This is a genomic window from Pseudarthrobacter sp. RHLT3-21 (genome assembly GCF_059383495.1).
The window spans coordinates 1-24868 of sequence record NZ_JBWZCI010000033.1; the positions used below are offsets into that span (position 1 = coordinate 1).

The 24868-nt window shown below is 65.3% G+C and carries 23 protein-coding genes; 12 read left to right on the forward strand and 11 right to left on the reverse strand.

Annotated features, from left to right (window positions below; all coding sequences use genetic code 11):
- Window positions 1–99: 99 nt before the first annotated feature.
- Window positions 100–519, reverse strand: a complete 420-nt coding sequence (locus AC50YA_RS21335; protein ID WP_494984182.1) for a hypothetical protein — start codon at window positions 517–519, stop codon at window positions 100–102.
- Window positions 520–997: 478 nt separating this feature from the next.
- On the opposite strand from AC50YA_RS21335, the gene AC50YA_RS21340 reads away from it, so the two are divergent.
- A complete protein-coding gene (locus AC50YA_RS21340; protein ID WP_494984183.1) occupies window positions 998–2227 on the forward strand; it encodes an MFS transporter in 1230 nt (409 codons plus the stop codon).
- Between the two features lie 4 nt (window positions 2228–2231).
- The gene (locus AC50YA_RS21345; RefSeq protein ID WP_494984184.1) at window positions 2232–2591 is read left to right on the forward strand and encodes an ArsR/SmtB family transcription factor; all 360 of its coding nucleotides are present in this window, start codon (window positions 2232–2234) and stop codon (window positions 2589–2591) included.
- A gap of 529 nt (window positions 2592–3120) precedes the next feature.
- On the opposite strand, the gene merB is transcribed toward AC50YA_RS21345, so the two are convergent.
- Window positions 3121–3786, reverse strand: coding sequence for an organomercurial lyase MerB (merB, locus tag AC50YA_RS21350; protein WP_494984185.1), 666 nt, complete (start codon window positions 3784–3786; stop codon window positions 3121–3123).
- A gap of 33 nt (window positions 3787–3819) precedes the next feature.
- Window positions 3820–5262: a mercury(II) reductase gene (gene merA / locus AC50YA_RS21355; RefSeq protein ID WP_494984186.1), complete on the reverse strand. Its 1443-nt coding sequence runs from the start codon at window positions 5260–5262 to the stop codon at window positions 3820–3822.
- A gap of 276 nt (window positions 5263–5538) precedes the next feature.
- On the opposite strand from merA, the gene AC50YA_RS21360 reads away from it, so the two are divergent.
- From AC50YA_RS21360 to AC50YA_RS21370, 3 genes are all read left to right on the forward strand, one after another.
- Complete coding sequence (locus AC50YA_RS21360; protein ID WP_494984208.1) at window positions 5539–5928, forward strand: heavy metal-responsive transcriptional regulator; 390 nt, start codon at window positions 5539–5541, stop codon at window positions 5926–5928.
- A 267-nt stretch (window positions 5929–6195) separates the two neighbouring features.
- The gene (locus AC50YA_RS21365) at window positions 6196–6726 is read left to right on the forward strand and encodes a DinB family protein (RefSeq protein WP_494984187.1); all 531 of its coding nucleotides are present in this window, start codon (window positions 6196–6198) and stop codon (window positions 6724–6726) included.
- A gap of 459 nt (window positions 6727–7185) precedes the next feature.
- On the forward strand, window positions 7186–9444 hold the full coding sequence (locus AC50YA_RS21370) for a putative transposase (protein ID WP_494984188.1): 2259 nt from the start codon (window positions 7186–7188) through the stop codon (window positions 9442–9444).
- A 25-nt stretch (window positions 9445–9469) separates the two neighbouring features.
- Here AC50YA_RS21370 and AC50YA_RS21375 read toward each other — a convergent pair whose 3' ends face one another.
- The 4 genes from AC50YA_RS21375 to AC50YA_RS21390 all read right to left on the reverse strand — a co-directional run bounded on the left by AC50YA_RS21375 (window position 9470) and on the right by AC50YA_RS21390 (window position 14718).
- Window positions 9470–9889 carry a hypothetical protein gene (locus AC50YA_RS21375; protein ID WP_494984189.1) on the reverse strand — a complete coding sequence of 140 codons (420 nt, stop codon included), beginning with the start codon at window positions 9887–9889 and terminating at the stop codon, window positions 9470–9472.
- A 270-nt stretch (window positions 9890–10159) separates the two neighbouring features.
- Window positions 10160–11521, reverse strand: coding sequence for a phenylacetate--CoA ligase family protein (locus tag AC50YA_RS21380; protein ID WP_494984190.1), 1362 nt, complete (start codon window positions 11519–11521; stop codon window positions 10160–10162).
- Window positions 11522–11532: 11 nt separating this feature from the next.
- Window positions 11533–14082 (reverse strand): heavy metal translocating P-type ATPase, encoded by a 2550-nt coding sequence (locus AC50YA_RS21385; protein WP_494984191.1) that lies wholly within the window; start codon window positions 14080–14082, stop codon window positions 11533–11535.
- 309 nt (window positions 14083–14391) lie between these two features.
- The gene (locus AC50YA_RS21390) at window positions 14392–14718 is read right to left on the reverse strand and encodes a hypothetical protein (protein ID WP_494984192.1); all 327 of its coding nucleotides are present in this window, start codon (window positions 14716–14718) and stop codon (window positions 14392–14394) included.
- A gap of 106 nt (window positions 14719–14824) precedes the next feature.
- On the opposite strand from AC50YA_RS21390, the gene AC50YA_RS21395 reads away from it, so the two are divergent.
- Complete coding sequence (locus tag AC50YA_RS21395; RefSeq protein WP_494984193.1) at window positions 14825–15745, forward strand: DUF2637 domain-containing protein; 921 nt, start codon at window positions 14825–14827, stop codon at window positions 15743–15745.
- A gap of 271 nt (window positions 15746–16016) precedes the next feature.
- Here AC50YA_RS21395 and AC50YA_RS21400 read toward each other — a convergent pair whose 3' ends face one another.
- Window positions 16017–16289, reverse strand: coding sequence for a hypothetical protein (locus AC50YA_RS21400; RefSeq protein ID WP_494984194.1), 273 nt, complete (start codon window positions 16287–16289; stop codon window positions 16017–16019).
- Between the two features lie 357 nt (window positions 16290–16646).
- On the opposite strand from AC50YA_RS21400, the gene AC50YA_RS21405 reads away from it, so the two are divergent.
- Complete coding sequence (locus AC50YA_RS21405; RefSeq protein ID WP_494984195.1) at window positions 16647–17261, forward strand: hypothetical protein; 615 nt, start codon at window positions 16647–16649, stop codon at window positions 17259–17261.
- Window positions 17262–17466: 205 nt separating this feature from the next.
- Window positions 17467–17769, forward strand: a complete 303-nt coding sequence (locus AC50YA_RS21410) for a DUF4193 domain-containing protein (RefSeq protein ID WP_056339942.1) — start codon at window positions 17467–17469, stop codon at window positions 17767–17769.
- Window positions 17770–17881: 112 nt separating this feature from the next.
- On the opposite strand, the gene AC50YA_RS21415 is transcribed toward AC50YA_RS21410, so the two are convergent.
- Window positions 17882–18346: a GatB/YqeY domain-containing protein gene (locus AC50YA_RS21415; protein WP_494984196.1), complete on the reverse strand. Its 465-nt coding sequence runs from the start codon at window positions 18344–18346 to the stop codon at window positions 17882–17884.
- 124 nt (window positions 18347–18470) lie between these two features.
- Here AC50YA_RS21415 and AC50YA_RS21420 point away from each other — a divergent pair, with 124 nt between their 5' ends.
- The 4 genes from AC50YA_RS21420 to AC50YA_RS21435 all read left to right on the forward strand — a co-directional run bounded on the left by AC50YA_RS21420 (window position 18471) and on the right by AC50YA_RS21435 (window position 22622).
- On the forward strand, window positions 18471–19208 hold the full coding sequence (locus AC50YA_RS21420; protein WP_494984197.1) for a M50 family metallopeptidase: 738 nt from the start codon (window positions 18471–18473) through the stop codon (window positions 19206–19208).
- Between the two features lie 10 nt (window positions 19209–19218).
- A complete protein-coding gene (locus tag AC50YA_RS21425) occupies window positions 19219–20349 on the forward strand; it encodes a glutathione S-transferase family protein (protein WP_494984198.1) in 1131 nt (376 codons plus the stop codon).
- 17 nt (window positions 20350–20366) lie between these two features.
- Window positions 20367–21476 (forward strand): serine hydrolase domain-containing protein, encoded by a 1110-nt coding sequence (locus AC50YA_RS21430; protein WP_494984199.1) that lies wholly within the window; start codon window positions 20367–20369, stop codon window positions 21474–21476.
- 93 nt (window positions 21477–21569) lie between these two features.
- Window positions 21570–22622: an FUSC family protein gene (locus tag AC50YA_RS21435; protein ID WP_494984209.1), complete on the forward strand. Its 1053-nt coding sequence runs from the start codon at window positions 21570–21572 to the stop codon at window positions 22620–22622.
- On the opposite strand, the gene AC50YA_RS21440 is transcribed toward AC50YA_RS21435, so the two are convergent.
- On the reverse strand, window positions 22619–23530 hold the full coding sequence (locus AC50YA_RS21440) for a MaoC family dehydratase (RefSeq protein ID WP_494984200.1): 912 nt from the start codon (window positions 23528–23530) through the stop codon (window positions 22619–22621). The two genes, AC50YA_RS21435 and AC50YA_RS21440, sit on opposite strands and share 4 nt — an antisense overlap.
- Complete coding sequence (locus AC50YA_RS21445) at window positions 23527–24867, reverse strand: 3-oxoacyl-ACP reductase (protein WP_494984201.1); 1341 nt, start codon at window positions 24865–24867, stop codon at window positions 23527–23529. Before AC50YA_RS21445 ends, AC50YA_RS21440 begins: the two co-directional genes overlap by 4 nt.
- Window position 24868 lies beyond the last annotated feature (1 nt).

Genomic DNA, 24868 nt, shown 5'->3' on the forward strand with positions numbered 1-24868 from the left:
AGGGCCTCGCGGTCCCCGTTGCGCAGTTCCAGTGCCTTTGCCAGATAGACCATGGGTCAAGTCTGACAAAAATTCAGACCCAAAGGAATCACCGACACGCTACACTAGGTGTCCCAGTTCCAAGGAATTGGGACACCCCGGGAACCGGAGCCCAGTGGCAGCTTCGCCGCACAGTTCGAGGAGATCGGCAAGTTCCCCGTCAGTGTGGCCGGACCTCCAGAGCCTCCTACCTGCCGGTGTCGGGAAGAATCGGGCCGGGACTTGGTGGACGATGTCGGGAGCAGACAGCCCCTCCAGCCATGCCACCGCGGCCGGACGCGACGTGAAAAACTCCTGGAGATTGTGCTGGCCGCGCCGCATCCAAGCGGCAACGACCCGGTCAAGATGCGTCGTCCCCACTATGGCGACGGAGGAAAGGAAGCGGGTGTCCCGGTAGTCGTTGCAGGCTTCGACAGTCAGGTTGACCCCGATGATTTCGATCAGCAATGGCAGCTTCCGGCCAGCACTAAGAAGCTCCACGGCAAGCACAGATTCCGTAGCGTCTTCGGCCTGAAGAATGGAACCGGGGCACCCAGATGAGATGGAGCGTCCCACCGACATATAGGCTCAGCGTCCCTTTTCCACCTGCAAGCACGATCTCCGCCACGAATTCCCCTCTGCGACAGAATAGCCGGAGAACGTGTGCCCCGGTAGGTGTCGGGCATGGCGGAGACCAGGAGCAGTGCAAGGCGCGGGATCAACAGGCGATGAACAGCGGTATTCGCTGATGCCGGCCGTCGCCTACGGCAACTGCTAGTGATCTCCCGCGACGACACGAGGTGAAGATTCGAGGGATGCTATGTCAGCCCAAACGGCCGTTCCGCCTCCCAAGTGGCCCACCAGCCTGACTGAACCGGCTTCGGAAAAGATGTTTTGGATCAAGGACGAAGTACATTAGGTTTATAAGTGCACACTTAAGCACTTATTGATGCATTCCGCGTGGTTCCAAGGAGTCCCTTTGATTGAAGTCCTGGCTGTTCCGGCCTATCGGAAGCTTTTCTCGGCCCAGATCGTCGCCCTGCTGGGCACCGGCCTGTTGACGGTGGCACTGGGACTGCTGGCCTTTGACCTGGCCGGCGGCCAGGCCGGTGCCGTTCTGGGCACGGCCCTGACGATCAAGATGCTCGCCTATGTGTTCGTGGCCCCGCTGATGGCGGCTCTTGTCGAACGGCTGCCGAAGAAAGCGGTGCTGGTCGGAGCGGACCTGATCCGGGCGGGTATCGCCCTGATGCTGCCGATGGTGGACCAGGCCTGGCAGATCTATGTCCTGGTTTTCGTGCTGCAGAGTGCTTCGGCAACCTTTACTCCGGCGTTCCAGTCACTGATCCCGGTGGTGCTGCCGGCCGAACGCCATTACACCCGGGCGCTCTCGCTCTCGCGGCTGGCCTACGACCTGGAATCCCTGGTCAGCCCGGCACTGGCCGCAGCGCTCCTGACCGTGCTGTCCTTCCACGAACTGTTCCTCGGGACCGTGGCCGGCTTCCTGTTCTCCGCGGCCCTGGTAATCACGACCAGGCTGCCCGCAGCACTCGCGGCCCGGCAGGAAGGAACACTATGGCACCGGACCACCCTCGGCGCCCGGATTTTCGTCAAGACACCGGAGCTGCGCGGACTCATCGCACTGAACCTGGCAGTCGCCGCCGCAACTGCACTAGTGCTGGTGAACACCGTCATCTACGCCCGGGACCTGTTCAGCGGCTCCAATACCGATGTCGCGATCGCCCTGGCCTGCTACGGCGCCGGATCCATGGCCGTCGCCCTCACCGCACCCGCAATCCTGGACCGGCTCCCGGACCGGGTCTTCATGAGGGCCGGGGCCGTGCTGCTTTCACTCGGGCTCGCCGGGGCGTTCGCGCTGCTCGCTGTTCCCGGGACCTGGCCGGTCCTGCTGGGACTATGGGCGCTGCTCGGCGCCGGGACCTCAATGATCAACACGCCCTCCGCGCGGCTGCTGCGCCGCGCCGCGACGGACAGCACCCGGTCCTACATCTTCACCGCCCAGTTCTCGCTCTCCCATGCCTGCTTCATCATTACCTATCCCGTCGCCGGCTGGATCGGAGCCACCGCCGGCCAGCCCGCGGCCGCCGCCGTGCTGGCGTTGGTGGCTACAATCAGTACAGCAGCGGCCTTCAAGTTCTGGCCCGCGGCATCTAGGGCCGGCTCCGTGCCGGCGACCACGAAAGGGTAAGCCGGTGGAACACGCACAAAGCATCCCGGCCGCCAGTCTCCACCACCCGGACGCCCCGGACGCCCGGCGCCTGGACGCGGCCACGGCCACGTTCCGGATGCTCTCGGACCCCACCCGGCTCCAGCTCCTCTGGCTTCTCGCCCAGGAACCCTCCGATGTGGGCTCCCTGGTGGAGCGGACCGGAGCCTCCCGGACCTCGGTCAGCCAGCACCTGGCCAAGCTGCGCTTCAGCGGACTCGTCACCACCCGGAAAAACAGCCGGCACGTTGTTTACAGCATCTCCGACGGTCACCTGACCTGCCTCGTCATGGAAGGCCTGAACCACGCCGACCACAAAGTCACCGGTGAACCCGTCCACGACTGACCCCCGGGCCCGAAACGCCTTCGAACCCACCCCGGAAGAAGCCTGAGCGTGAACTGGTGGGATGCGGCGATCGCAGTCATCGGCGGCGTCGTCCTGATCTACGCCGTACTGCTGGTTCTATTGGCCCTGTACGCCCGCCGTCACCCGGAAACGGTGGGCATGAAGGAGACGCTGCGGCTGCTGCCGGACCTGCTGGCCCTGCTGCGGCGGCTGGCCGCGGACCGGACCCTGCCGCGCGGGATCCGGATCCGCCTGATCCTGCTGCTGGTCTACCTCGCCTCGCCCATTGATCTGGTCCCGGATTCTGCACGGAATATCCGAAGTCGTCTGCACTGCCTGTCCTCGCGGCAGCACGCCAGCAATTGCGCAGAGACCTGTTCGCTGTGGGGGCCGTGGAACTGGCCGTCATCTGTTGTGCCGGCCCGGTTCGGGTGCTGTTCCTCAACCTGTGGTTTCGGGCAGGGGGCATCCCGGTTCCGGCATGCGGGCGTCCCTAGGTGTCCGGTCCGGGTCAGAGGCCGGTCGGTCCTCAGCAGGCGCATCCGTGTGAGCCCTTTTCGCGTGCGGCAGGCTGTGCGGGCAGGATTTCATCGACCAGGGACCCTGCCATGGCCGTGCCGATCCGGTGGGCTTCGGCTACGGGAACGACGGAACCGCCCAGGTGGGCGGCGAGCCAGGGTTGTGCGGCCTCGTCGGAGGCGAAGAAGTGGACCTGGTTGCAGAACGCAGACCGTACCGAACTCATGTCCTCGGGGTTGATCAGGGAGACCACCGCCGTGGCCGGCTCGATGCCGGACGCGCCGGACGCGCCGACGCTGAGCCGTATCGGGACTCCGGTGGCGTGGCAGGCCGATTCGATCCGTGCGGTTGTGCCGAGCAGGGCCGGGAAGATCAGGGTGTCCAGGGCGCACCATGTGTAGAGCTGTTCGCCGGAGAGTTCCAGGCGGTGCGGGGTGGGGCGCAGGGTCAGGCCCTGCCCGATGATGCGTCCGTCCCCGTCGTACTCGGTGTCCGGCACCGCGGCCAGCGTGGCGCGGATCTCCGGCACGGTGCGCCCGGTGACGGCGGCCAGGTCCCCGATGGCCACGGGCTCGCCCTGTGCCAGCAAGTGCAGCAGGGGCAGCCAGAGGGCGGGTTCGATGCCGGTGTCCGGTGAGGTCAAACGGTCGGTGAGTTGGTTGAAGTTGGTGTTCATGGTGGGTCTTCTTCCGGTGTGGAGAGGCAGGGATCAAGAGGCGCAGCAGGAGAGTTTGGAAACGTCCGTGGTGAAGGACTGGGCGGCGATCTTGATTCCTTCGGCCATGGTCAGGTACGGGCTCCACAGGTTTGCCACCTGCTCCACGGTCATTCCGGCTTCCAGGATGTAGACCCCGGCAGCGGCCAGGTCCCAGGCGTCCTTGGCGACGGCGGTGATTCCCACGATCCGCCCTGTGTCGGAGTCGGCGACGATTTTGATGAAGCCGCGGGTGTCCCTGTTCACGAGGGCCCGGGGAACGTACTCCAGGGGCAGGACCCGGCAGTCGCACCGGATGCCGGCCGCGTTGGCTTCCTTGTCCGTCATGCCGACCGCGGCCAGGGCCGGGCTGGTGAAGGTGACCCGGGGCAGGTGCCGGTAGTCGACTTCGCTCCCGGCGTTGTTGAAGGCGTTTTCCACCATGATGGAGCCGTGGGCGGCGGCGACGTAGACGAATTCGCGGTGTCCGGTCACGTCCCCGGCGGCCCAGATCCGGTCGTTGGAGCTGGCCAGCCGGCTGTTGACCAGGATCTCTCCGCCGTCGCCGGTCTTGACGCCGACGGCGGCCAGGTTCAGTCCGTCGGTGACCGGTCGGCGTCCGGTGGCGACCAGCACCCTGGCGGCCCGGAATTCCTCCTGCCCGCCGGAGACGCCCGCGGTCGCAACGATCCCGCCGGTGGCCCGGTCCGTGCGCACGGAAGACACGGCCGCCCGGCGGACGACGCGGATCCCTTCGTCGGCGAAGACACCCATCAGGGCACGCGAGGCATCCGGTTCCTCGGCCGAGGCCAGCCGGGAGCGGACCAGCATGGTGACCTTGGACCCGAGCCGGGCGAAGAGCTGGGCTTGTTCCAGGGCCACATACCCGCCGCCGATGACCAGCAGCGAGTCAGGGACCTCCTCGAGTTCCATCGCCGTGGTCGAGGTCAGGTAGCCCGTGTCCTGCAAACCCTCGATCGGGGGCGCCCACGGGGCGGACCCGGTGGCCACCAGATAGTGCGCGGCCCGGACGGATTCCCGGGCCCCGTCCTTTCCGGTGATTTCCAGCACTGGATCGTCCTGGGTGCCGGCGAACACGGCATTGCCCTGGCGCAGCTCCCAGCCGTAGTCCGCGATCAGGTCCACGTACTTATCCGAACGCATCGTCTCCACCAGGGAACGCTTCCCGCCGATCAGCCCGGCCATGTCCACCGGCCCGGCTGAAGTGCTGATGCCGGGGAACCGGCCGGATGCGTCCAGAGCAACATGCCTGGCCTCTGCCGCGGCCAGGAGTGCCTTGGAAGGAACACAGCCGGTGTTCACGCAGGTGCCGCCGACGGTGGAACGCTCGATCATCAGGACGCGTTTGCCCAGGTTTGTCGCCCGGATCGCGGCCGCGAACGCTCCGCCGCCGGAGCCGATGACGGCCAGATCGAAATCGGGTGTCGTTTCAGACATGAATCCTCCAAAGTCGTACAGCAATGCCGTCACGCAATACCCGCGACGGTGCCTCGTGTGTGGTCTGCCCCCAGTCTGCACCTTCCACCAAGGGGGAAGGTCAAGAGGCAGACCCGTCAACGCCACGGAACAGCCGAGCCCCAACCCGGCTCCACGCCCTCGAAAAAACTGGGCTTCCGCCGTCCCGGGCCGGCATACACAGGTTCCTGCAGCCGTTCCTAACCTTCCACTAAACTGGAAGGTCAGGAAAGAAATTCCCCGGAAAAGAGGTGCATGATGCGGATTGGCGAAACCGCCGCAGCCGCCGGCATGACAGCCAAGACGCTGCGGTTCTACGAGGACCGCGGCCTGCTGCCGGCCGCAGACAGGGCACCGAACGGATACCGCAACTACCCGCACGAGACGGTCAGCCGGCTGGAATTCATCCGCCGCGGCCGCACCGCCGGGCTGACCCTGGCCCAGATCGGCGACATCCTCTCTGTCCGGGACATCGGCCAGGCCCCCTGCGTACACGTGAAGGATCTGCTGGCCAAACAACTCCGCGACCTCGACGCCCAGATCGCAGACCTCACCGCGCTGCGTGCAACCGTCGCCGAATTCCATGACGCCGCGGCCGCCGGTGACCCCGCAGACTGCGACCCGGAACGCATCTGCAGCTACCTCTAACCCGACCCCCAAACCAACGCAAATTTTCCGCCCCTAGATTCTCTTAGGCCCAAGGAGCGCACAAGTATCAGGGCAACCGCGGAGGGGTGTCTTCTCCCGCCTTCTTGATAACGACCGAGGCCACCAGTGCCGCCTATATTCGAGTCTTTTTGACTGCCGTCGCTAGGCTCACTGTCAGCCGGTCCGGTCACGGGCATAATGAAGCCAGGCACAACGCGTGCGGACCCGCCCGGTGCCGGCCGCGGGCCTTAGACGGAGGGGCGCGACGTGGAGCCGACCACAGCAGACATCCTGGCCGAATACAGCCGCGCACGCGAGGAACTCAGCAACTGGCTAGAGAGCGCGACCGCCGCGGACCTTCGCCGCAGGAGTAACGGCACACGGTGGACCAATGAAGAACTGCTCTTCCATATGGTTTTCGGCTACATGGTCGTCCGCGCACTGCTTCCGCTGGTCCACCTAATCAGCCGGCTCCCCAAGCCCATCGGCAAGGCCTTCGCCGCACTCCTGAACGCGGGCACGCGCCCCTTCGACGTCATCAATTACTGGGGCTCCCGGGGCGCAGCTCTCTTCTACAACAAGCGAAGGATGGCCCGGAAACTCGACAAAACCATCATCGCCATCACTCGAAGACTGGAACGCGAGAGCCCCACGTCGCTAGCAAGGTCGATGCCATTCCCGGACCGGTGGGATCCGTTCTTCGCACCGTCGATGACACTCAATGACGTCTATGCATACCCCACAAAGCATTTCGACTTCCACGCCCGGCAGCTAAGTCTCAGCCGCCCACACCGATGAAAGATTCGCTCCGGCCAATCCAGTCCCGTTCGCCGGGGACTCCCACCGGATGCTCACATCCTCGATACTGGAACGACGTCGCCCGCCACGACTCCGCACGTGCCCAACATGACTCTCGACGGCATCAGTCACTGACCAGCCCAAACGATCCAAGAGGGAAGATAACCGGGATTGGGGCGGACCTTAGAGCTGCGCCTCGACCCGCTATCGGAGCAATGGCTCCTGGAGTCCATCACTGACGGCCGGCCTGCGTAGCGTGGGGCCATTCCGGGACGAAGGCCAGACGAGTGTGCTGCGCAGCGCCTCCGAGCCTGGCCCCAGGGCTCTGGTCATAGGTTTGTGTCGTTATGTCTGGCCCCCTTCAAACTCGGGCTTTTTGAAAGCTGTCGGCTGTTAATTCTGCCCAAAATGTCATATAATTAAGTGGAGTAAATAGCCGGTTGCTGAAGAGGTGGGATCATGAGTGTAATGACTGCTCAGCCGCCCCTTCCAGTAACTGTTGAGGAGGGTGCGGTCGCGATTGGCGCGGCGGCGTCGCTGCTTGAAGATGACGATGGCGGCCGCGTTTTCCTTCACGGCCAGCTGGTCTACGCCTGGGATGACGGGGACACGGCCACGCGCCGGTTCGCAGCCGCCAAACTGGCGGATATGAAGGCAGCCTCCGTGACCGATATCGCCGTGGCGTTCGGCATCGAGACCGGCACGTTGTGGCTGTGGCGCAGGGACCTGAAAACCTCCGGGGTGGCAGGACTCGTGCCGGAAAAACGCGGCCCCCGCGGTGCCAGCAAACTCACCACCGCCCTGGCCTCGGACATCAAGGCCCGCCGTGCCCGGGGGGAGTCGCTGCGCACGATTGCCGCAGCCGTGGGCGTGTCCACCTTCAGCGTCGACAGGGCGCTGTCCATGGACACGGGTGAGGACGCCGGACCACCGGCAGATCCGTCGGCGCGGGCCGCGCCGACGATGACGGAGCCGGTGGGCGCCGTCCCGCTGCCGGTTCTCCCCGGCCCGGTGGACCGGTCCGGGGAGCGGGCCTGGGCCCGGACCGGGTTGGTCGAGTGCGCGGCGCCGGTGTTCGCCCCGGCGGCCCGGGTGCCGTTGGCCGGGCTGTTCCTGGCCCTGCCCGCACTGGAGAGCACCGGGCTGCTGGAGTGCGCGAAGGAGGTCTTCGGGGCGTTGCCAAACGGGTTTTACGGTCTGGAGACCATCCTCACCGGTGCCGTGTTCCAGGCCCTGGCCGGGGAACCACGGGCCGAGGGGATCACTAGGATTGATCCGGTCGCGATGGGCCGGGTGCTGGGCCTGGACCGGGCCCCGGAAGTGAAAACCCTCCGCCGTAAAACCGCCGCCCTCGCCACAACAGGCAAGGCCGGGGACCTGCTCACCGCGATGGCTGCCAGACACCTCCACGCCAGTCACGAAGAAGGCGGGGATCTGGCCGCGGTGCTCTACGTTGACGGGCATGTCCGCGCCTACCAGGGGAGAAGGAAGATCGGGAAGGTCCACTCGACGAGGTTGAAGTTCCCGGTCCCGGCGACCGAGGAAACCTGGGTCGCCGATGCTGCCGGGGCCCCGGTCCTGGTGGTCATGGCCGAACCCGGGGCCGCGCTGACCGGGGAACTGCGCCGGCTCCTGCCCGCCTTGCGCCGGATCGTGGGGGACGACCGCCGGGTCCTGGTCGGTTTCGACCGCGGAGGCTGGTCCCCGGCCCTGTTCCAGCACATGGCCGGGAAGGGTTTTGACGTGCTGACCTGGCGCAAGGGCACCACCGAGGACATCGGGCCCTCCCTGTTCACCGAGGTCACCCACACCGACGACCACGGACAAACCCGGACCTGGGAAGCGGCCGACACGGCCGTGGAGGTCCCCATCGGTACCACCGGGGAAGTCTTTCCGATGCGCCAGCTCAGCCGCCAGGTCAACACCCCCGGCGGCGGGTCCCGGCAGATCCACATCCTCACCACCAACACCGACATGCCGGCCGGGGAGATCGTGTATCGGATGGGCGCACGATGGCGGCAGGAAAACTATTTCCGCTACGCCAGGATCCGCTTCGCCCTGGATTCCCACGACGCCTATGCCAGCACCGATGACGATGCGGAACGGTCGGTACCGAACCCCGCCAAACGCAAGGCCTACCAGAAAGTCCTCGCCGCGAAAACCCGGTACGAGAAAACCCTGGCCGACACCGACGCGGCGATGCTCGCCGCCCACACCCCGCCGCCGGGAACGACCACGGTCCTGATCACCAACACCATCCACAACAAGATCACCGCGGACCTGCTGACCGCCGAAACAGCCCTCGAGGCCGCGCAGGCAGCGCACAAGGACATCCCGGCCCGGGTCCCGCTCGGCGAGATAGCCGCCGGCCAGCAGGTCCTGGAGACCGAAACGAAACTCCTCACCCACGCCATCCGGATGGCCGCGTTCAACACCGCGTCCACCCTGGCCCGCGAGGTCCGGACCAACACCGGCTACGCCCGCGCCGACGACGAAGCCCACGCCCTGATCCGGCAAGCCCTCACCGGCAGCGGAGACATCGACCCCAGCCAGGACGGCTACCTCACCATCCGACTCGACCCGCTCCCCACCCGACGGGCAACCATCGCGATCAGTGAACTCTGCGACCACCTCACCGCCACCGAAACCCGCTACCCCGGCACGGACCGGATCCTACGATTCGAGATCAAAAACCGGGAAACGTCACCCACAAATTAAATGTCAATGTCTGGAGTCCTGGGCCCTAGGACGCGCCGTGTGGAGTGCCGTGGTTATGGTGGTGGGCTTTTTCTTCCTGCGGGATGTCTGCGGTCCTTGCGAGGTGACTCCAGCCCGCGTCGCTGAGAGCGTGGTATGCCACATGGAGTTCTTTTGCAGGGTCGGCAGTGGCGTCTGTGTCGCGCTGATCGAGCGCGTCGGCCAGCTGTCCGGTGGCTGCTGTAAACCTTTCTGCCGCGCTCTGGATTTCGTCGGGCCAGTCGATCGCGGCTACTGCGATGCGAGCGTTACGGATTAGGCCAGACCAATTCCTATCGATCTTCGGGGATGCACCCGTGAGGTTGGTTGCTATGCCATGGAAGCCGACATTGTCGATATGGGTGAGGGCTGCGAGCACGGTGGCTGTCCGAACTGCTGCCTCAAGGTTTTCCCCGTGTTGATTCATTGCAATCTCCTTTTGTAATTCCGACTGTTCCCAAGGATGGTCCGCACTCGAGCCTGGCTCAAGACATTTCCCTCATCGGAACCATGATCAGACGCGATTCGCGGCATGAAGTACGGATGAGGGCTCCCGGAATAAAGCCTGCTAGGACCGCCCGGATATGAAGCAGAGCCGGCCGTAGGTGACTCGGTCATAGCCCACCCTGACCAGCCATCAGCATGAGGGGCCAGTGACCCCGGAACCGCCGCGTCGGGCTGCAGGAGGAAGGAAGTGTCATCGCCGGCCCTTCAACCCGCGCACGAACGGCGCTTTGCCCAGTGCTGTCCGTTCAAGCTGATCCACCAGCTGGACGTCCACTCCGGTCTGTACAACGCCCGCTGCGGTGAGCGCGTCGCCTACTGCGGCGCTGACTCCGTCTATGGAGCTCTCCGGCGTGAGGCCTGCCAGGAGCACCCGCAGCCTGGAGGGTTCCTGGATGACCTGCCATCCAGCGACGGCTGCCTGGTCCAGTAGATGGTGGAACACGATTGGATGGACAGCCACGCTGCCTGTCTTGCCTGGCAGCTGCAGGACGTCTTCGATCCTGCCTTCGATGTCCTCCATGACAGTGAAGGAGCGCCCGCAGGGGCAGCCCCGTCCGCCCAGCCTGATGGTGTCGGACATTTCGTAGCGGATCAGTGGAAGGGTCCGCGAAAACAGGACGGTGACGAGGAGCTTGGCCCCGGTTGTCCCCGGTGGGACGGGGTTCCCGTCCTGGTCCACGGGTTCGATGATCAGCAGGTCTTCGTAGACATGGCGGTTCCGGTAGGTACAGGGGGAGGCGATGCCGGCCGTTTCGGTGGCGGCATAGACATCGAAGGGCGCGCTCCCCCACGCGGCTTCCAGTTCGGAGGCGGTGTGTGGGCTGAGCACTTCGGAGGCGGACATCACGCCCTGCGGTGAAATGTGCAGCCGTCCAGCGTGTTGCTCCGCGGCCAGGGGTTTGAGTGCTGAGGCGTAGCCGACCAGGACCCTGGGCCGGAACCGGTTCAGCGCGGCGACCGTCTCATCCATGGGTGCGGTAGCGTCCAGGCGGAGGGTGTGGACGAGCCTGGAGCGCAGCGAGGCACCGACGACAGCGGACTGGTGGGTGGGGACGCGGGAGCTCACCAGTGCCATTTTCAGGGGCCGGGTCAGCCCGGCCGAGATCCCTGCCCAGTCGTTCGCGCGCGCGTAGGAGGCCAGGACGGTCCCCCATTCGGAGCGGTTCCAGACGAAGGTTCCGCGCCGGCCCGTGGCCCCTGCCGTTGCCGCAGCCCACCACCGGCCCTGCCAAGGCACCCCCGGGTCTCCCCCGCTCTCGGTCAGGGTCCTCAGATGGTTTTCCAGATCCGCCAGCCTCAGGTCGGGGGTGGTGACGGCCTCGTCGAAGTGCTCCATCAGGTCCGCTTTCGTCACGGACGGCAGCTGGTCCAGGGGAGCGTCGTGCAGTCCGGCGTGATGGCGCCGGTAGAACTCTGAACCGGCGTAGGCGGCGCTGCGCAGTTCCTGAAGGGCGTGGTCCTGGTGGGCGGTGATTCGTGCGGCGTCCCAGTGGTCCCGGCTCCGCCACGCCGCACGTAGGAACAGTACGCGGGAGATGAGGCGGAGGTCCATGACCCGGGGTCCTAGCGGGTCCCGGCCGGGGCCAGCGGTCGGGAAGCGCGTGCCGTGGTGGGCTCGGGTGTTTCCGGGCGGGGCAGCCGGAGTCTCTTGAGCAGGAGGGCGTTGACGGCGACCAAGAAGCTGGAACCGGACATCGACAGGGCTGCGATCTCCGGGCTGAGGACGATCCCGGCGAAGGCGAAGACTCCTGCGGCGATGGGCAGCGCTATCGCGTTGTACCCCACGGCCCAGCCCAGGTTCTGGCGCATCTTCCGCAGCGTGCCTTTGCCGATCCGCAGGGCGATGGGCACATCCAGCGGGTCCGAGCGCATCAGGACGACGTCTGCCGTTTCGATGGCCACGTCGGTGCCGGCGCCGATCGCGATGCCGAGGTCGGCCTGGGCCAGGGCCGGGGCGTCGTTGACGCCGTCGCCCACCATGGCGACCCTGCCGCGCTGCTGCAGCTCGGCGATCTTCGCTGATTTGTCCCCGGGGAGCACTTCGGCGATGACGGTGTCGATGCCCAGCTGGCCGGCGATCCTCCGGGCGGTGGCTTCGTTGTCCCCGGTGAGCATGACGACTTCGATCCCGGCCTCGTGCAGGGCAGCGACTGCGGCGGCCGCGGTTTCCCTCGCCGCGTCGGCCAAGGCGATCACCGCGACGGCCTTGCCATCCACGGCGACGAGCACGGCTGTCCGTCCGGTGGCGGCAAGTTCATCGCGCACTGCGGCAAGCGGCCCCAGGTCAATGCCTTCGTCGGCCATAAGTTTGCGGTTGCCAACCAGGACCCGGTGCCCGTCCACGGTAGCGCCGGCCCCGTGACCGGGAACGTTCAGGAAATCCGCGGCAACCAGGACGGGTGCGCCCTGCTCTTGCGCGTGGCGGACCACGGCCGCGGCGAGAGGGTGTTCGGATTCCTGCTCGACGGCGGCGACCAGCGCCAGGAGTTCGTTTTGGCCGATTCCGTCAACAACGACGTCGGTCACTTCCGGTTCGCCCTTGGTCAGGGTGCCGGTCTTGTCCATCACGACGGTGTCGATCCGGGCGGAGACCTCCAGAGCGGTGGCGTTCTTGAACAAGACCCCCCGTTTGGCACCGAGCCCGGTGCCCACCATGATCGCCGTGGGCGTGGCCAGGCCCAAGGCGTCAGGGCAGGTGATCACAACAACGGTGATGGCAAACAGCATGGCCGCCTGGACGCCCGCCCCGAGGGCGAGCCAGGCGACGAACGTGACAGTTCCTCCGATCAGGGCGACCAGGACCAGCCAGAAAGCGGCCCTGTCGGCCAGCCGCTGACCCGGTGCCTTGGAGTTCTGCGCTTGCTGGACGAGGGCCACGATCTGCGCCAGAGCGGTATCGGCCCCGACTTTGGTGGCCCGGACCCGCATCGTGCCGGTGGTGTTGATGGACGCCCCGATCACTTCGGCGCCGATGGTCTTGGTCACCGGGAGGCTTTCCCCGGTGACCATGGACTCATCGACCTCCGACTGGCCGTCCTCGACTACCCCGTCAACGGGGATTTTTGATCCCGGCCGGATCATCAACAGGTCCCCGGTCTGGACTTCTGAGGTGGGGACCTCGACCGTCTCGCCGTCGCGGATGACGACCGCGACCGGCGGGGCGAGCTCAAGGAGGGTGCGGATGGCCTCGTTCGCTCCGCCGCGTGCGCGCATCTCGAACCAATGGCCCAGCAGCACGAAGGAGGCAAGGACGGTCGCGGCTTCGTAGAACACCTCACCGCCGCCGGTGAGGGTGACCCAGACGCTGTACAGCCATCCAGTGCCCACGGCGATCGCGACCAGGACCATCATGTCCAGCGTGCGGGCCTTCAGCGCCCGGTAGGCGCCGTCGAAGAAAATCCAGGCCGAGTAGAAGATGACCGGAAGGGACAAGAGCAGGGCAATCACGTCGTCACGGAGCCCGAACGGGGTCGGCGCGGTGAAACCGAGCATGTCCCGGCCCATCGGGGACCACAGCGTCACACCCACTGACAGGATCGCTGCGACCAGGAACCGGTTGCGCATGTCCTTGACCATGCCATCCATCGACATTCCGGCGTGGTGGCCGCCGTGGCCCATCATGTCCTGCGGGGTCCGGGGCATCTCACCGTGCGGGCCCGCGCCGTGGCTGGCATGGCTGTCCGCCGGCGCATGGGCATTCCCGGTGCGGGGTTCCGTCGCATCGGGTGCGTCACCCGGATGCATGGCCTGGTGATCACCCTCCGCCGGATGCACATGCTCCATTGGATGCGCTGCACCGGGGTGGACGTGCCCGGACGGCCGGTGGCCGGCGCCTGCCTTCCTAGCGGTCTCATGCTCCATCCCGGAGGTGCGCGCTGTTTCGTCCATCGGGTAGCAGACATGGTCCGGGACCGATTCGCCGCGGCAGTGGTATCCGCAGTCCCGGACCCACCCGGAGATCTGCTCCACCGAGGTCACGGACGGGTCAAAGCTCACGGTCGCGGTCTGGGCAACCGGGTTCGCGTCGACGGCCGCGACTCCAGGCCGCTGAAGCAGCACGTTTTCCACGACTGCCTTGGAGGTGGCCCAGTGCAGGCCACCGGACTGATACATGTTCCCGGGCTGTCTTCTCCTTTAGGGTCGATCGCACGGGCGCTACTGGTCTGGCTCAGAGCGGCCGCTTGGCAATTTCTTCGACCCAGGAGGGGCTCTCGAGGCCCAACTTTGGTCTGTCGACAGGCGGAGGCGTGCTGCGCGAACTATGACTCGTTCCTGAGCCGGGCTCGCGCACGCCTTGTCGGTTGCCCGATTCTTTTCAGCCGCAGCGTCCATTGCTCGCACGCCGCTACTTTTTGCTGGATCCTTGCTCCGTTGTCCGTCGCAGGGGCGCACTCGGTCCAGCCACGCCGGAGTGACACAGCGCTACGCAGACTCGCTGACACTCCGAAGCCACTGTGGATTACCGGATTTGCGTTCGTGCTGCTTCACGGATTCGCCGAAACGAATGACGTCGGCCACGTCATAGACGGCGGCGGCGTTGATCAGAAACGCCGCGCTCGGGTCCTGCGGGTCCGGCACGGGATCCGGGAAGTGGATGTGGATAGCAGTTGAGGTCGGACGGCCGCGAGCCACCCAGTCCAGGTGGCGCTTACGCCAAGCCCGGATCGTGCTTTCCGAAGCGCCTACAAAGTCGGCCAGGTCTTTGGTCTGGACCAGGCCCCGCAGGTTCCTCGGTTCATCTCGTTGCATCCTGCCAGTCTCACAGAACGCGACTCTTCTTGCAACGCAGGCGTTTCATCCGTAAACTTGATAGAAACGCACGTGTTGCATCTAATGTACGACCATCGGAGCAAAAGTGACCCACCCCAAACCCGCGCGCATCAGCCCGGACAGTAGGCCCATCGCCTATGGCACGGCAGGCATGGCGTCCGCCATCTACCTCGGTTCATTTGTCACTTCATTTTTCGGACAAGCGTCTCTTGCCGCCTACATGCTCATTCCCCACCCCCTGAAGTTTGTGGTGCCGGCTGTCATCGATCTGAATCTGACCCTCTTTACCCTGGCCACCCTGGTTCGCCGGTCCCGAGGTGAATCGACACTGATCACCAACCTGGCCACTGCCATCTGGACCCTGGTCAGCATCGCCGCCAATATTGCCCACGTCCTGATTCCCGCCGGCCCGCAAGCATCATCATGGTCCACAGGCACCTGTGCCGGCGCCGCCCTTTCCGCATTGATGCCACTCGCGGCACTGGGCGCCTCCCTCGTCATCGAGAACGTCCTGATCGCCCGCCCAGCCCCCGAGCCGGCCGTCGTCAGGGAGGCCGTGGAGGTCACCGAGCTGGCTGTCGCCCCGAAGCCCGTCGCTGTCCCTGCGCCGGTCATTGTCCGGACCGAACCGAAGGCTACAGCGCCCGTTGTCGTGCCCTTTCTCACTCCCGTAAAGGGCCAGGCCAAGGTGGTCGAACTGGCAGTGTTAGCCATCGAGCCCCGGCCGGCCCCGGCGCCCGTCCAAGCACCCCACCCCGCGGTCGCTGCAGCCTCCCTGCCGGCCTCTCCCGTAGTGCAGGACCGCCACGGTCGGTGGCTCAAAGGTCGACTGGGAGGCCCTCAGCAAGTCGGAGCGATGGGAGCTCATCCAGTCCATGAGGGCGCAAAAGCTCTCTATCCCCGTGATCGCGAAGCAGTTCGGTGTTTCGCCCTCCACGATCAAACGCGCCAACGCAGAACAGGAGGCGGCCCTCCAGCTACAGCCCGCCTAGTCCACCTCATTTGAAGCCCCGGATTGTGCTCCCAATCCGCGGCTTCTCTTTGCCCAAATCCGCCCTGGATCCGCTTCGTGCGGGCTGCCCGACTCCGGTTGTCTAAGGACTCGAAACTTGGCCTTGATACCCGCGAATGGGTCAAGGAAATCGCAAAGTGACCCATCTAAGCACACCTGGCTATTGACCGATATGCAACCAGTTCGTCACCCGCGCTGCCTTTCCCTTGCGATCAGTGTCTACCGGCACAGCGGCCAGATCCACCGAGGCGCACACCCAAGGTGATCACGCAGCTGGCCTCCTGCTGAGCAGCTCAGCCAATTCCGCAGCCTTAGAGCTGGTGGTCGTCTTCCGGATCAGCGTGGCCGGCCGCTGCTCGCTGAGCTCGAGGATCTGTTCGTAGTGATACTCCGTAAAACGAACAGTGCGCTGGGTCAGCCGCAGATGCGGCCAGGTATTGGTGTAGTACATCTCCCGAACCATGCGAAGGGAAACTCCTATACGCTCGGCCAATTGTTCAGGTGACATCAGTTCGTTGTTGCTTTGCACGGCTACCATGTCGGCGCCTTCCGTCAGTGGGTGATCTAGGTGAACTCTGCTTTCAGGGAGTTCTATGCGTCGACCCGGCTGGCGGGTGTCAGTTTTGATGGGCCTCCACTTGTAAGTGACTGTCACGACGAAATACGACGTCCTTTGAGCGACTTTCCGCGTGGGTGGCGTGGGTGAGCTGATGTATTTTTATGGCTCTGCAATGGAACAAGGAGTAACAAAAAGCGCGGAATCTAGGCATTTATCGCCTTGGCGACACGCCGCGGTGGGGGTTCAAGTCCCCCTCCGCGCACAAATGGGAAAACCCCTGAAATCCACGGATTTCAGGGGTTTTTTCTGTTTCCATCCACGGCTTAAGCTGGAGCCGTGAATCCAACCCCGCCGTCTGGTCCCCTTGAAGTCGTGGTCCACTCCGGGCCGGCCGACTGGTGGGTGATCCTTGCCGGGCTTGGACCCTTGGCTGTTTTGATTGCAGCCCTGCTGGCCTTCTACATCAATTGGCGCACCCTGGCCCAGCGCACGTCGGCGGATAAGACAGCGCTGAACCAGAGGCGTGCAGCCGACGAGCAGGCCCTGCGGCAGAAGACCGAGGCGGACAGCCGGGCGGAATGGTGGCGCCGCACCCAGTGGGCCATGGACCGCGCCTTGGATGCAGATGAAGGAACCAAGGCCCTGGGTCTTGCGACCCTAAACGTCCTGGCAGGCAGTGAACTGGCCCGGACCGAGGAGCTTGAACTGTTCGACGCGGCCTGGGAGAACGTCGCCAGCGAAGACAGTGGTGACTGGACGGTGAGCGCAGGTACCCCTGAGCACCGGCAGGTCCAAACACCCCCGAACGCTGCCTCGATCCCCGACAGGAAGGTCACCCCTGCCGGGCTCCGTGTTCAGGTGGCTGCCGCCAGGCTGCGCGTGACGCTCGATGAACGGCTGAGGCAGGTTAGCCCGCCACAGGCCAAAACGTTGGTCAAGGATCCCATGTGAGCTTTAACTGACGGCGGCTGTGCGCTGGACTTGTCAATCCTGTGCACCAGAGTGCCCAATGTCACCCGACGCCGATCCCAGCAGGTGTCCGCACAGAAATATAGGCTCCACAGAGAAATTTTCTTGCCAGGCTATTGGGGAATACCCACCGGATGCTGTACGTTGCATACGCGACAGACGAACCAAAGAAAAGAGATACACCTAAGTGGCAACCGATTACGACGAACTTCGCTCCGACGTCAAGGAGTCGCAGGACAACTCACTCGAGGCACTGCAGTCCGCCAATGCACCGGACGCCCGCAGTGTCGTCCTCGAGCTCGATGAGGCCGACGGGCTGGATGGCGCCGGCGTTCCCGGGGGCGAGTTCGTTGCCGAGGAACTGGTCGTGCAGGTTATCCCGCAGGCTGAGGACGAGTTCACGTGCTACTCCTGCTTCCTGGTCCGGCACCGCTCCCAGATTGCGCGGCAGAAAGACGGACACAGCTACTGCACTGACTGCGAAGGCTGATTCAAGAACACCGGATAGCATTCCGTGGCGGCAGTGTTCCGCCAACAGGAAGTTAAGGCACGCCCACGATCTGTAGGCGTGCCTTTCCTGTTATCACGCTCGAGCTGACTGCTCAGGCGAGACGGCTGCGGACGATCTCGCTGACCGCCTTGCCATCGAAGCGTCCGGCGACCTTGGCCGTGACAGGCTTCATCACGGCACCCAGTTGACGCATCCCGGGCTCCACGCCTTCATTCCTCAGCCCGGCGATGGTGTCATCAACAATCGCCTCGACTTCCGCTGCTGTCAGGGGCTGGGGCAGGTAGGCCTCAATAATTTCCGCCTCTGCGACCTCAGCCGCCGCCCGCTCGGGTTCGCCGGCGTCAGTGTAGATCCTTGCGGTGTCACGTCGCTTTGCAGCCTCTTTCTGCAACAACGAGGTCACCTGGGCGTCGTCCAGGACAATGGGCATCTTTCCCGACTTCTCCCGTGTTTCGATCTCGCCCAGGACATTGCGCACCGTTGTCAGGGCGGTTTTGTTCCGCTCCTTCATGTGCACCACAACATCAGCGTGCAGGCGTTCCTTCAAAGTGGTCACAGCATTCCTCGATTCGTTGACCGCCCCAAGCCTGCAGGGCAGCAGGACAGCTCTGAACCATCCCTCTAGTACCGTAGAGGGCTATGGCTGACAATCACTACTCCCGATCCGGCGGGGAATGACCTTGATTCCCGATCAATTGTGGCAACGGATCATTGAAGCCTTCAGCCGTGCCGCCATCCCCCAGGTCACGGTGGCCGAACTGGCGGTGGTGCTGGCCCTGGCGACGGCACTGTCCATCCCCCGGGCCACCTGGAAGTACTTTGGCCTCCTGGCCACCGCCACCCACGAACTAGGCCATGCTTTCGCCGCCGTCATGAGCGGCCAACGATTGGGCGGGATCCGGCTCCGCTTGGACCACTCAGGCACAACCACCAGTTACAGCCGCGGCCGGGCCGCCGCCGTCTGGTCGGGATTCTGGGGCTATCCTGTTCCTGCCCTGACCGGCGTAGCCCTTGTCACCTCCGGTTTTGCCGGCTGGGGTCCGGCCGCCTTGGCCACGGGAACCCTGATCCTCCTGGCTTCGCTCGTGTTCATCAGGAACGCCGCGGGGCTGCTGATCACCGGCCTGGCCGTCGCAGGAGGCGGGTTGCTGGTCCTCGTTGTGCCCAGCAACTTCACCGGCCATGTTGCAATCGTTCTTGGCTTGGCCTTGCTGGTGGCCGCCGTCCGGGACCTTGCCAAGCTGACCAATGTGCACCTGCGACGCCGTGACAGGCTGTCCAGTTCCGACGCCTATCTGCTGTACCGGGCAACGTCCATACCCTCCGGTATCTGGATCGCGCTCTTCGTCGCCGTTATTGCCGGGTCCTGGTTGGTTGCCTGGCAGCCCATCTCGGCAATCCTGGCCGGCGGAGCCTAGGCTGGTCCGCATGAGCCAGGAAACTTCGAGCGGACCACAGGCCGTGACCGCCACCGCAGCCAACAGCACGGATACCAGCCCCGAACACAGCACCCGGGGCGCCTATGTGACCGGCGGGGCGGAGTTCAACCGGGACACGAACTACATTGAGGACCGGATCACCCACGACGGCCGCCCCGGCGTCAATGGCGAGCCGGGGTGGCCTGTAGAGGCCGGCCGGTACCGGCTGATTGCCGCGAGGGCCTGCCCGTGGGCGAACCGGACCGTAATTGTGCGGAGGCTCCTCGGGTTGGAGGACGCCGTCTCCCTGGGCCAGCCCGGCCCTACGCACGATGCACGGTCGTGGAGCTTTGACCTCGATCCGGGTGGGGTGGACCCCGTCCTTGGCATCGAGCGCATCCAGAGCGCCTATTTCCGGCGCTTCCCGGAATACCCCCGCGGCATCACGGTGCCGGCCATCGTGGATGTTGCCAGCGGCGCGGTGGTCACAAACAACTTCCCTCAGATCACCCTGGACTTCGCCACCGAATGGACCCGCTTCCACCGGGCCGGAGCGCCGGACCTCTACCCGGAACACCTCCGCACCGAAATTGACGCCGTCAACAAGCGCGTCTTCACCGAGGTCAACAACGGCGTCTACCGCTGCGGCTTTGCAGGCTCCCAGGAGGCCTACAACTCGGCCTATTCCCGGCTGTGGACCACCCTGGACTGGCTCGAGGAACGCCTCACCGGACAGCGGTACCTCGTGGGTGACACCATCACGGAGGCCGACGTCCGCCTGTTCACCACCTTGGCCAGGTTCGATGCCGTCTACCATGGGCACTTCAAGTGCAACCGGCAGAAGCTGACCGAACTGCCGGCCCTGTGGGGCTACGCACGGGATCTTTTCCAGACCCCCGGATTCGGCGACACCATCGACTTTGTCCAGATCAAGCAGCACTATTACATCGTCCATGGGGACATCAACCCCACCGGGATCGTGCCGCAGGGCCCCCATCCGTCCGGCTGGCTGGAGCCCCATGGCAGGGATGCGCTGGGAGGCCGGCCATTCGGGGACGGCACTCCCCCGGGGCCAGTGCGACCCGGCGAAGAAGTCTCCCCCGGCCACGGAGCGGCCACACAGCAGGAAAGCGCTTTCTAACCGGTTAGGCTAGGGGCATGCAGAAATCTCATGGCTTTGCAGCGCCCGGCTACGAGGGTGTTTTGGATCTGTTTGAGGCCTTCCTCGCCGCCGATCCGCAATACAGCGCCCAACTGGCCGCCTACCGGGACGGCGTGAAGGTACTGGACCTGGTTGGCGGGCCCCACATCAAGGCCGACTCCATCACCGGGGCGTACTCAGTCTCCAAGGGCGTGGCGGCCCTGGTGATTTCCGTGCTCGTCCAGGATGGGCTGCTTGACCTTGACCGGACGGTGGCGCACTACTGGCCCGAGTTCGGTGTCCACGGCAAGGACCGGTTGCTGGTGCGTGAAGCCCTGTCCCATCAGGCCGGCCTGTTGGGCGTCGAAGGTGGATTCGCCTTGGACGAATTCACCACTTCCCGGGCCGCGGCACGGCTGGCCGGAGAGAGGCCGGCATGGGGTCCCGGCACTTGCTTCGGGTACCACGCCCTCACCATCGGCATCATCATGGAGGAACTCTGTCGGCGGGTTACGGGAACCAGCCTGCAGCGCCTCTATGACCACCGTATCCGCACGGCCTACGGCATCGACTTCTTCCTGGGACTGCCGGAGGAGTTGGAACCGCGCTACCGTGACGTCCTCTACGACGTCGATCCCCTGCAGCCATGGCTGGATCCGCTGAGCCTGGACGGGCTGAACAGCAACGCGGCGGTCAGCTCGATCATGGAACTTCCCAATCAACGGACCGTGCGCGCCACTGGGATGAGTGCCGCCGGCGGCGTGGGTACGGCGGAGGGCCTGGCCAGGCTCTACGCGGCGGCCCTAACAGGAGTGGACGGCGGCGCCCCCTTATTGACCCCTGAGACAGTCAGCGTGATGTCCCAGGAGCAGGTGTGGGGCCTGGACCGTATGTCGGGACTGGACAACGCCTTTGCCGTGGTCTTTATGAAGCCGCACGTGTCGCGGAATTTCGGCAGCCACCGGGCCTTCGGCCACGAAGGGGCAAACGCTGCGCTGGGGTTCGCCGATCCCCCGTACGGTCTCGGCTTCGGATACATCCCGCAGCGGGCAGAGGACGGACGCACGCAGGGCAAAGCGCATCGGCTGGCTGCGGAGGTCCGGCGGTCGGCGTCGGCCTTGTCGTAGCAGGCAGCTGCACCTAATGTGGGGCGGATGGGTGACACTCAAGCGCAGCCGCAGCGCCGGCCCGCCGCTGGATCCCGACTCCTGAGGAATTCGGTGGCCGGTCTCTCGTCGGCATTCACGGTACAGCGCCTGCAGCTTGCGTCGAAAGCAGCCCTGGCCGCCGGCCTCGCCTTCGCCATTGCCCCGCTGATGCCGGGATCCGCTGCCGAGTATCCGTACTACGCGCCGCTCGGGGCGCTGGTGTCGATGTACCGCAATTTGGCCGGATCTTTCCGGCAGGGTCTCCAGGCGCTCGTCGGCCTCGCCCTGGGTATTGGGCTCGCCTTTGCGCTGGTCAGTGTCGGTGATCCGTCACCGCTGACCGTTGCGGTGGTTATGGGAATCGGTGTGCTGCTCGGCGGGCTCCCCCGAATCGGCTCCGGCAGCGATTGGATTCCGACGGCGGCGCTGCTGGTTCTCCTCGTGGGCGGAAGCGACCGGGACGACTTTTCCTTTGGCTACCTTATCCAGATGGGCGTCGGCGTCGCGGTGGGCATCGCCGTCAACTTCCTGGTGTTTCCTCCCCTGCACTTCAACGCGGCTGCCGCCAGCCTGGGCAAACTCCGGCTGGCCCTCGGGCGGCAACTGACTGATATGGGAGCGGCACTGACTGAAAAGTGGCCTCCGGAGCATGAGGACTGGTCCCGCCGGTCCGCCGAGCTGGCCGAAGCGGCCAGCACGGTCCGGCATCTCGTCCAGGAGGCTGACGCGAGCCGACGCGCCAATCCGCGCCGCCGGTTCCATCCCCGCGATGTGGATCTCGACTACCGCAACCTTCGTGATCTGGAGCGGGTGACGTTCCACATCCAGGACATGACTGAAGTCCTGTCCGACGTCATCTGGACAGACGACGCACCGTACACGGTGCCTTTCGAAGACAGTTCACCGCTGGCATCGGCCATGACCGCCACCGGTGAACTCCTGGCCTCGTTCGACGGCGGGGATGAAGCAGACCAGCACCGGCTCTTTGCCGCCGCGAAGTCAGCGGTGGAGGCCGGCATGGCAGCGGTTGCGGAGCGGGCGCAGGCAGATTCGGCTGTGACAGCGTCTGAGTCCATCCTGCTGAGCCTCCACCGGGTTCTCCGGGCCGTGCGGCCGGCGTCCTAGAGCGGTGCCACGGAGCCGCTGAAGTGCCGGCGGCCCGAGCGGGGATTCCACGCCATAAATTCGGACCCCTGCCAGCCTTCGCCGGGCGTCTGCCCGGTGGTGATTTCCAGCGCAACGCGGGCCGGCAGGAACACGGGCGCCTCGAACGTGACATCCCACGTGAACGTTTCGCCTTTGGCCGGACCGACGTCCGCGAGGGCCCTCGAGGCCAGGTACATGCCGTGCGCGATGGAGCGTCGCATGCCCAGGGCTTTGGCCGAGAGCACGCTCAGGTGGATCGGGTTGAAGTCACCTGAAACGGCTGCATACGCGCGGCCCGTATCGACCCCCAAATGCCAAATCGCGGTGGGGTCCGGCGGCGTGAATTCGGTTTGGCCGTTGTGGGGGGTCGGTTTATCAATGCCGGGGAGGAATACGCCCTTGGCAAGGTAGGAGGAACGCCCTGTCCATTTGATGTCCGGCGTACCGGCGCCACGGATCTCGGCTACCACGTCAAGTTGTGTGCCGGCCCGGTGACCCTGCAGGTTCTCGACCTTGGCCTGGATGTCCAGGGCTTCGGAGAAGAGCACCGGCGACCGCTGTTCCACATGGTTGCTGAGGTGGATCATGCCCAGGAGCGGTAGCGGGAAATCGTCGCGGTTCATCACACTCATGGCCAGCGGGAATGCCAGTGCGTGGAGATAGCCGGCCGGCAGGGTGTCCCTGGCAGTCAGCCCAATGAGGTGCTGGTACGCGGTGAGGTTCCCGACGTCGGCCGTTACCCCACGCACTTCGTGGCCGGTGGCCGGCAGGCTTGATCCGTTGTGGGTGCCCAGCACGCGGCGTCGCGCCGCCTGCGCGGCGGCATTGACGTACAGCTTGGACAGGGACGGTATCTCCCCCAGGATGACCGGCTGGACCGTACTCATGCCCCCACCAGGTTCTGTCCGCAGACCCGCAGCACGTCGCCGTTGATGCCGCCGGCGGCGTCGCTCGCCAGGAAGGCAATGGCCTCCGCGACGTCGGACGGTTGGCCTCCCTGCTGCAGGGAATTCAGCCGCCGGCCCACTTCCCGGACGGCAAACGGGATCCGCGCTGTCATGTCTGTTTCGATGAAGCCCGGTGCCACCGCGTTGATGCTCCCGCCGTTCTCCGCCAGAAGGGGCGCAGACGCGCGCACCATACCCATCACCCCGCCCTTGGAGGCAGCGTAGTTGGTCTGACCGCGGTTGCCCGCTATGCCGCTGGTGGATGCAACCGAAACAATCCGTGGTGAATTCCGGAAGTGTTCAGAGGCCAGGAGCGCCTCGTTGATTCTGAGCTGGGCTGCAATATTGATGTTGAGGACGGAGCTCCAGCGGGCGTGGTCCATGTTGGCCAGCAGCTTGTCCCGGGTAATGCCGGCGTTGTGGATGACGATGTCCAGGCGGCCGTGACGCTGCACGGCGTGGTCGATGATCCGCTGGCCGGCGTCTGCGCTGCTGATATCCAGTTGAAGCGCCGTGCCGCGGACTTCGTTGGCAACAGCAGCAAGATGGTCCCCGGCTGAGGGGATGTCAACGAGGACCAGGGTGGCCCCGTCCCGGTGGAGGGTCCGGGCAATAGCTGCACCGATGCCGCGGGCTGCGCCGGTGACCACGGCAATCTTGCCGGCGAGCGGCTTCTCGAAGTCAGGGGGCAGGTGGCCTTCGCCGGTGGAGACCGCCAGGAACTGGCCGTCCACAAATGCCGACCGGCCGGACAGGAAGAACCGCAGGGCGGCAAGGGCGCTGGGGCTGGTGCTCTGCACTCCCTCGGCCAGGACGATGCCGTTTGCTGTTGCGCCGGCCCGGAGTTCCTTGGCCAGAGAACGCAGGAAGCCATCCACGCCTTGCCGGGCAGCCGACTGTGCAGGGGACGCTGTTTCCGCGGCAGGCCGGGAGATGGTGATAATGCGGGCGCTCGGTCCGAGATCACGCAGCGAGGACGCCGCGGACAGCACGGGCTTTTCAAGGTCTTCGGGCCGGGACAGCTCATCCAGGACCAGAATGATCGCGCCCAGCTTTTCGCGGGGCACTGCGTGGCGCCGGACGTCAAGGTCCCAGGAAAGGAGCGTGGCGGCCAATTGGTCGGCTCCGGCGGTGTTGCCCTGGACCAGGACGGGACCGACAACCAAGGGCTGGCCCGGCTTGTACCGGCGCAGCAGCGCGGGCTGGGGCAGGCCCAGCCGCTTGGCGATGTTCCTGCCCAGGCCCTGGTTGACCAGGGTGGTGTATTTGTCCGTCATC

Excerpts from the sequence above, each read along its gene's own strand:
- merB (WP_494984185.1), bottom strand. The coding sequence starts at position 3,786 with ATGAACACCAACTTCAACCAACTCACCGACCGTTTGACCTCACCGGAC.
- merA (WP_494984186.1), bottom strand. The coding sequence starts at position 5,262 with ATGTCTGAAACGACACCCGATTTCGATCTGGCCGTCATCGGCTCCGGC.
- AC50YA_RS21360 (WP_494984208.1), top strand. The coding sequence starts at position 5,539 with ATGCGGATTGGCGAAACCGCCGCAGCCGCCGGCATGACAGCCAAGACG.
- AC50YA_RS21370 (WP_494984188.1), top strand. The coding sequence starts at position 7,186 with ATGAGTGTAATGACTGCTCAGCCGCCCCTTCCAGTAACTGTTGAGGAG.
- AC50YA_RS21375 (WP_494984189.1), bottom strand. The coding sequence starts at position 9,889 with ATGAATCAACACGGGGAAAACCTTGAGGCAGCAGTTCGGACAGCCACC.
- AC50YA_RS21380 (WP_494984190.1), bottom strand. The coding sequence starts at position 11,521 with ATGGACCTCCGCCTCATCTCCCGCGTACTGTTCCTACGTGCGGCGTGG.
- AC50YA_RS21385 (WP_494984191.1), bottom strand. The coding sequence starts at position 14,082 with ATGTATCAGTCCGGTGGCCTGCACTGGGCCACCTCCAAGGCAGTCGTG.
- AC50YA_RS21390 (WP_494984192.1), bottom strand. The coding sequence starts at position 14,718 with ATGCAACGAGATGAACCGAGGAACCTGCGGGGCCTGGTCCAGACCAAA.
- AC50YA_RS21400 (WP_494984194.1), bottom strand. The coding sequence starts at position 16,289 with ATGGTAGCCGTGCAAAGCAACAACGAACTGATGTCACCTGAACAATTG.
- AC50YA_RS21425 (WP_494984198.1), top strand. The coding sequence starts at position 19,219 with ATGAGCCAGGAAACTTCGAGCGGACCACAGGCCGTGACCGCCACCGCA.
- AC50YA_RS21430 (WP_494984199.1), top strand. The coding sequence starts at position 20,367 with ATGCAGAAATCTCATGGCTTTGCAGCGCCCGGCTACGAGGGTGTTTTG.
- AC50YA_RS21440 (WP_494984200.1), bottom strand. The coding sequence starts at position 23,530 with ATGAGTACGGTCCAGCCGGTCATCCTGGGGGAGATACCGTCCCTGTCC.
- AC50YA_RS21445 (WP_494984201.1), bottom strand. The coding sequence starts at position 24,867 with ATGACGGACAAATACACCACCCTGGTCAACCAGGGCCTGGGCAGGAAC.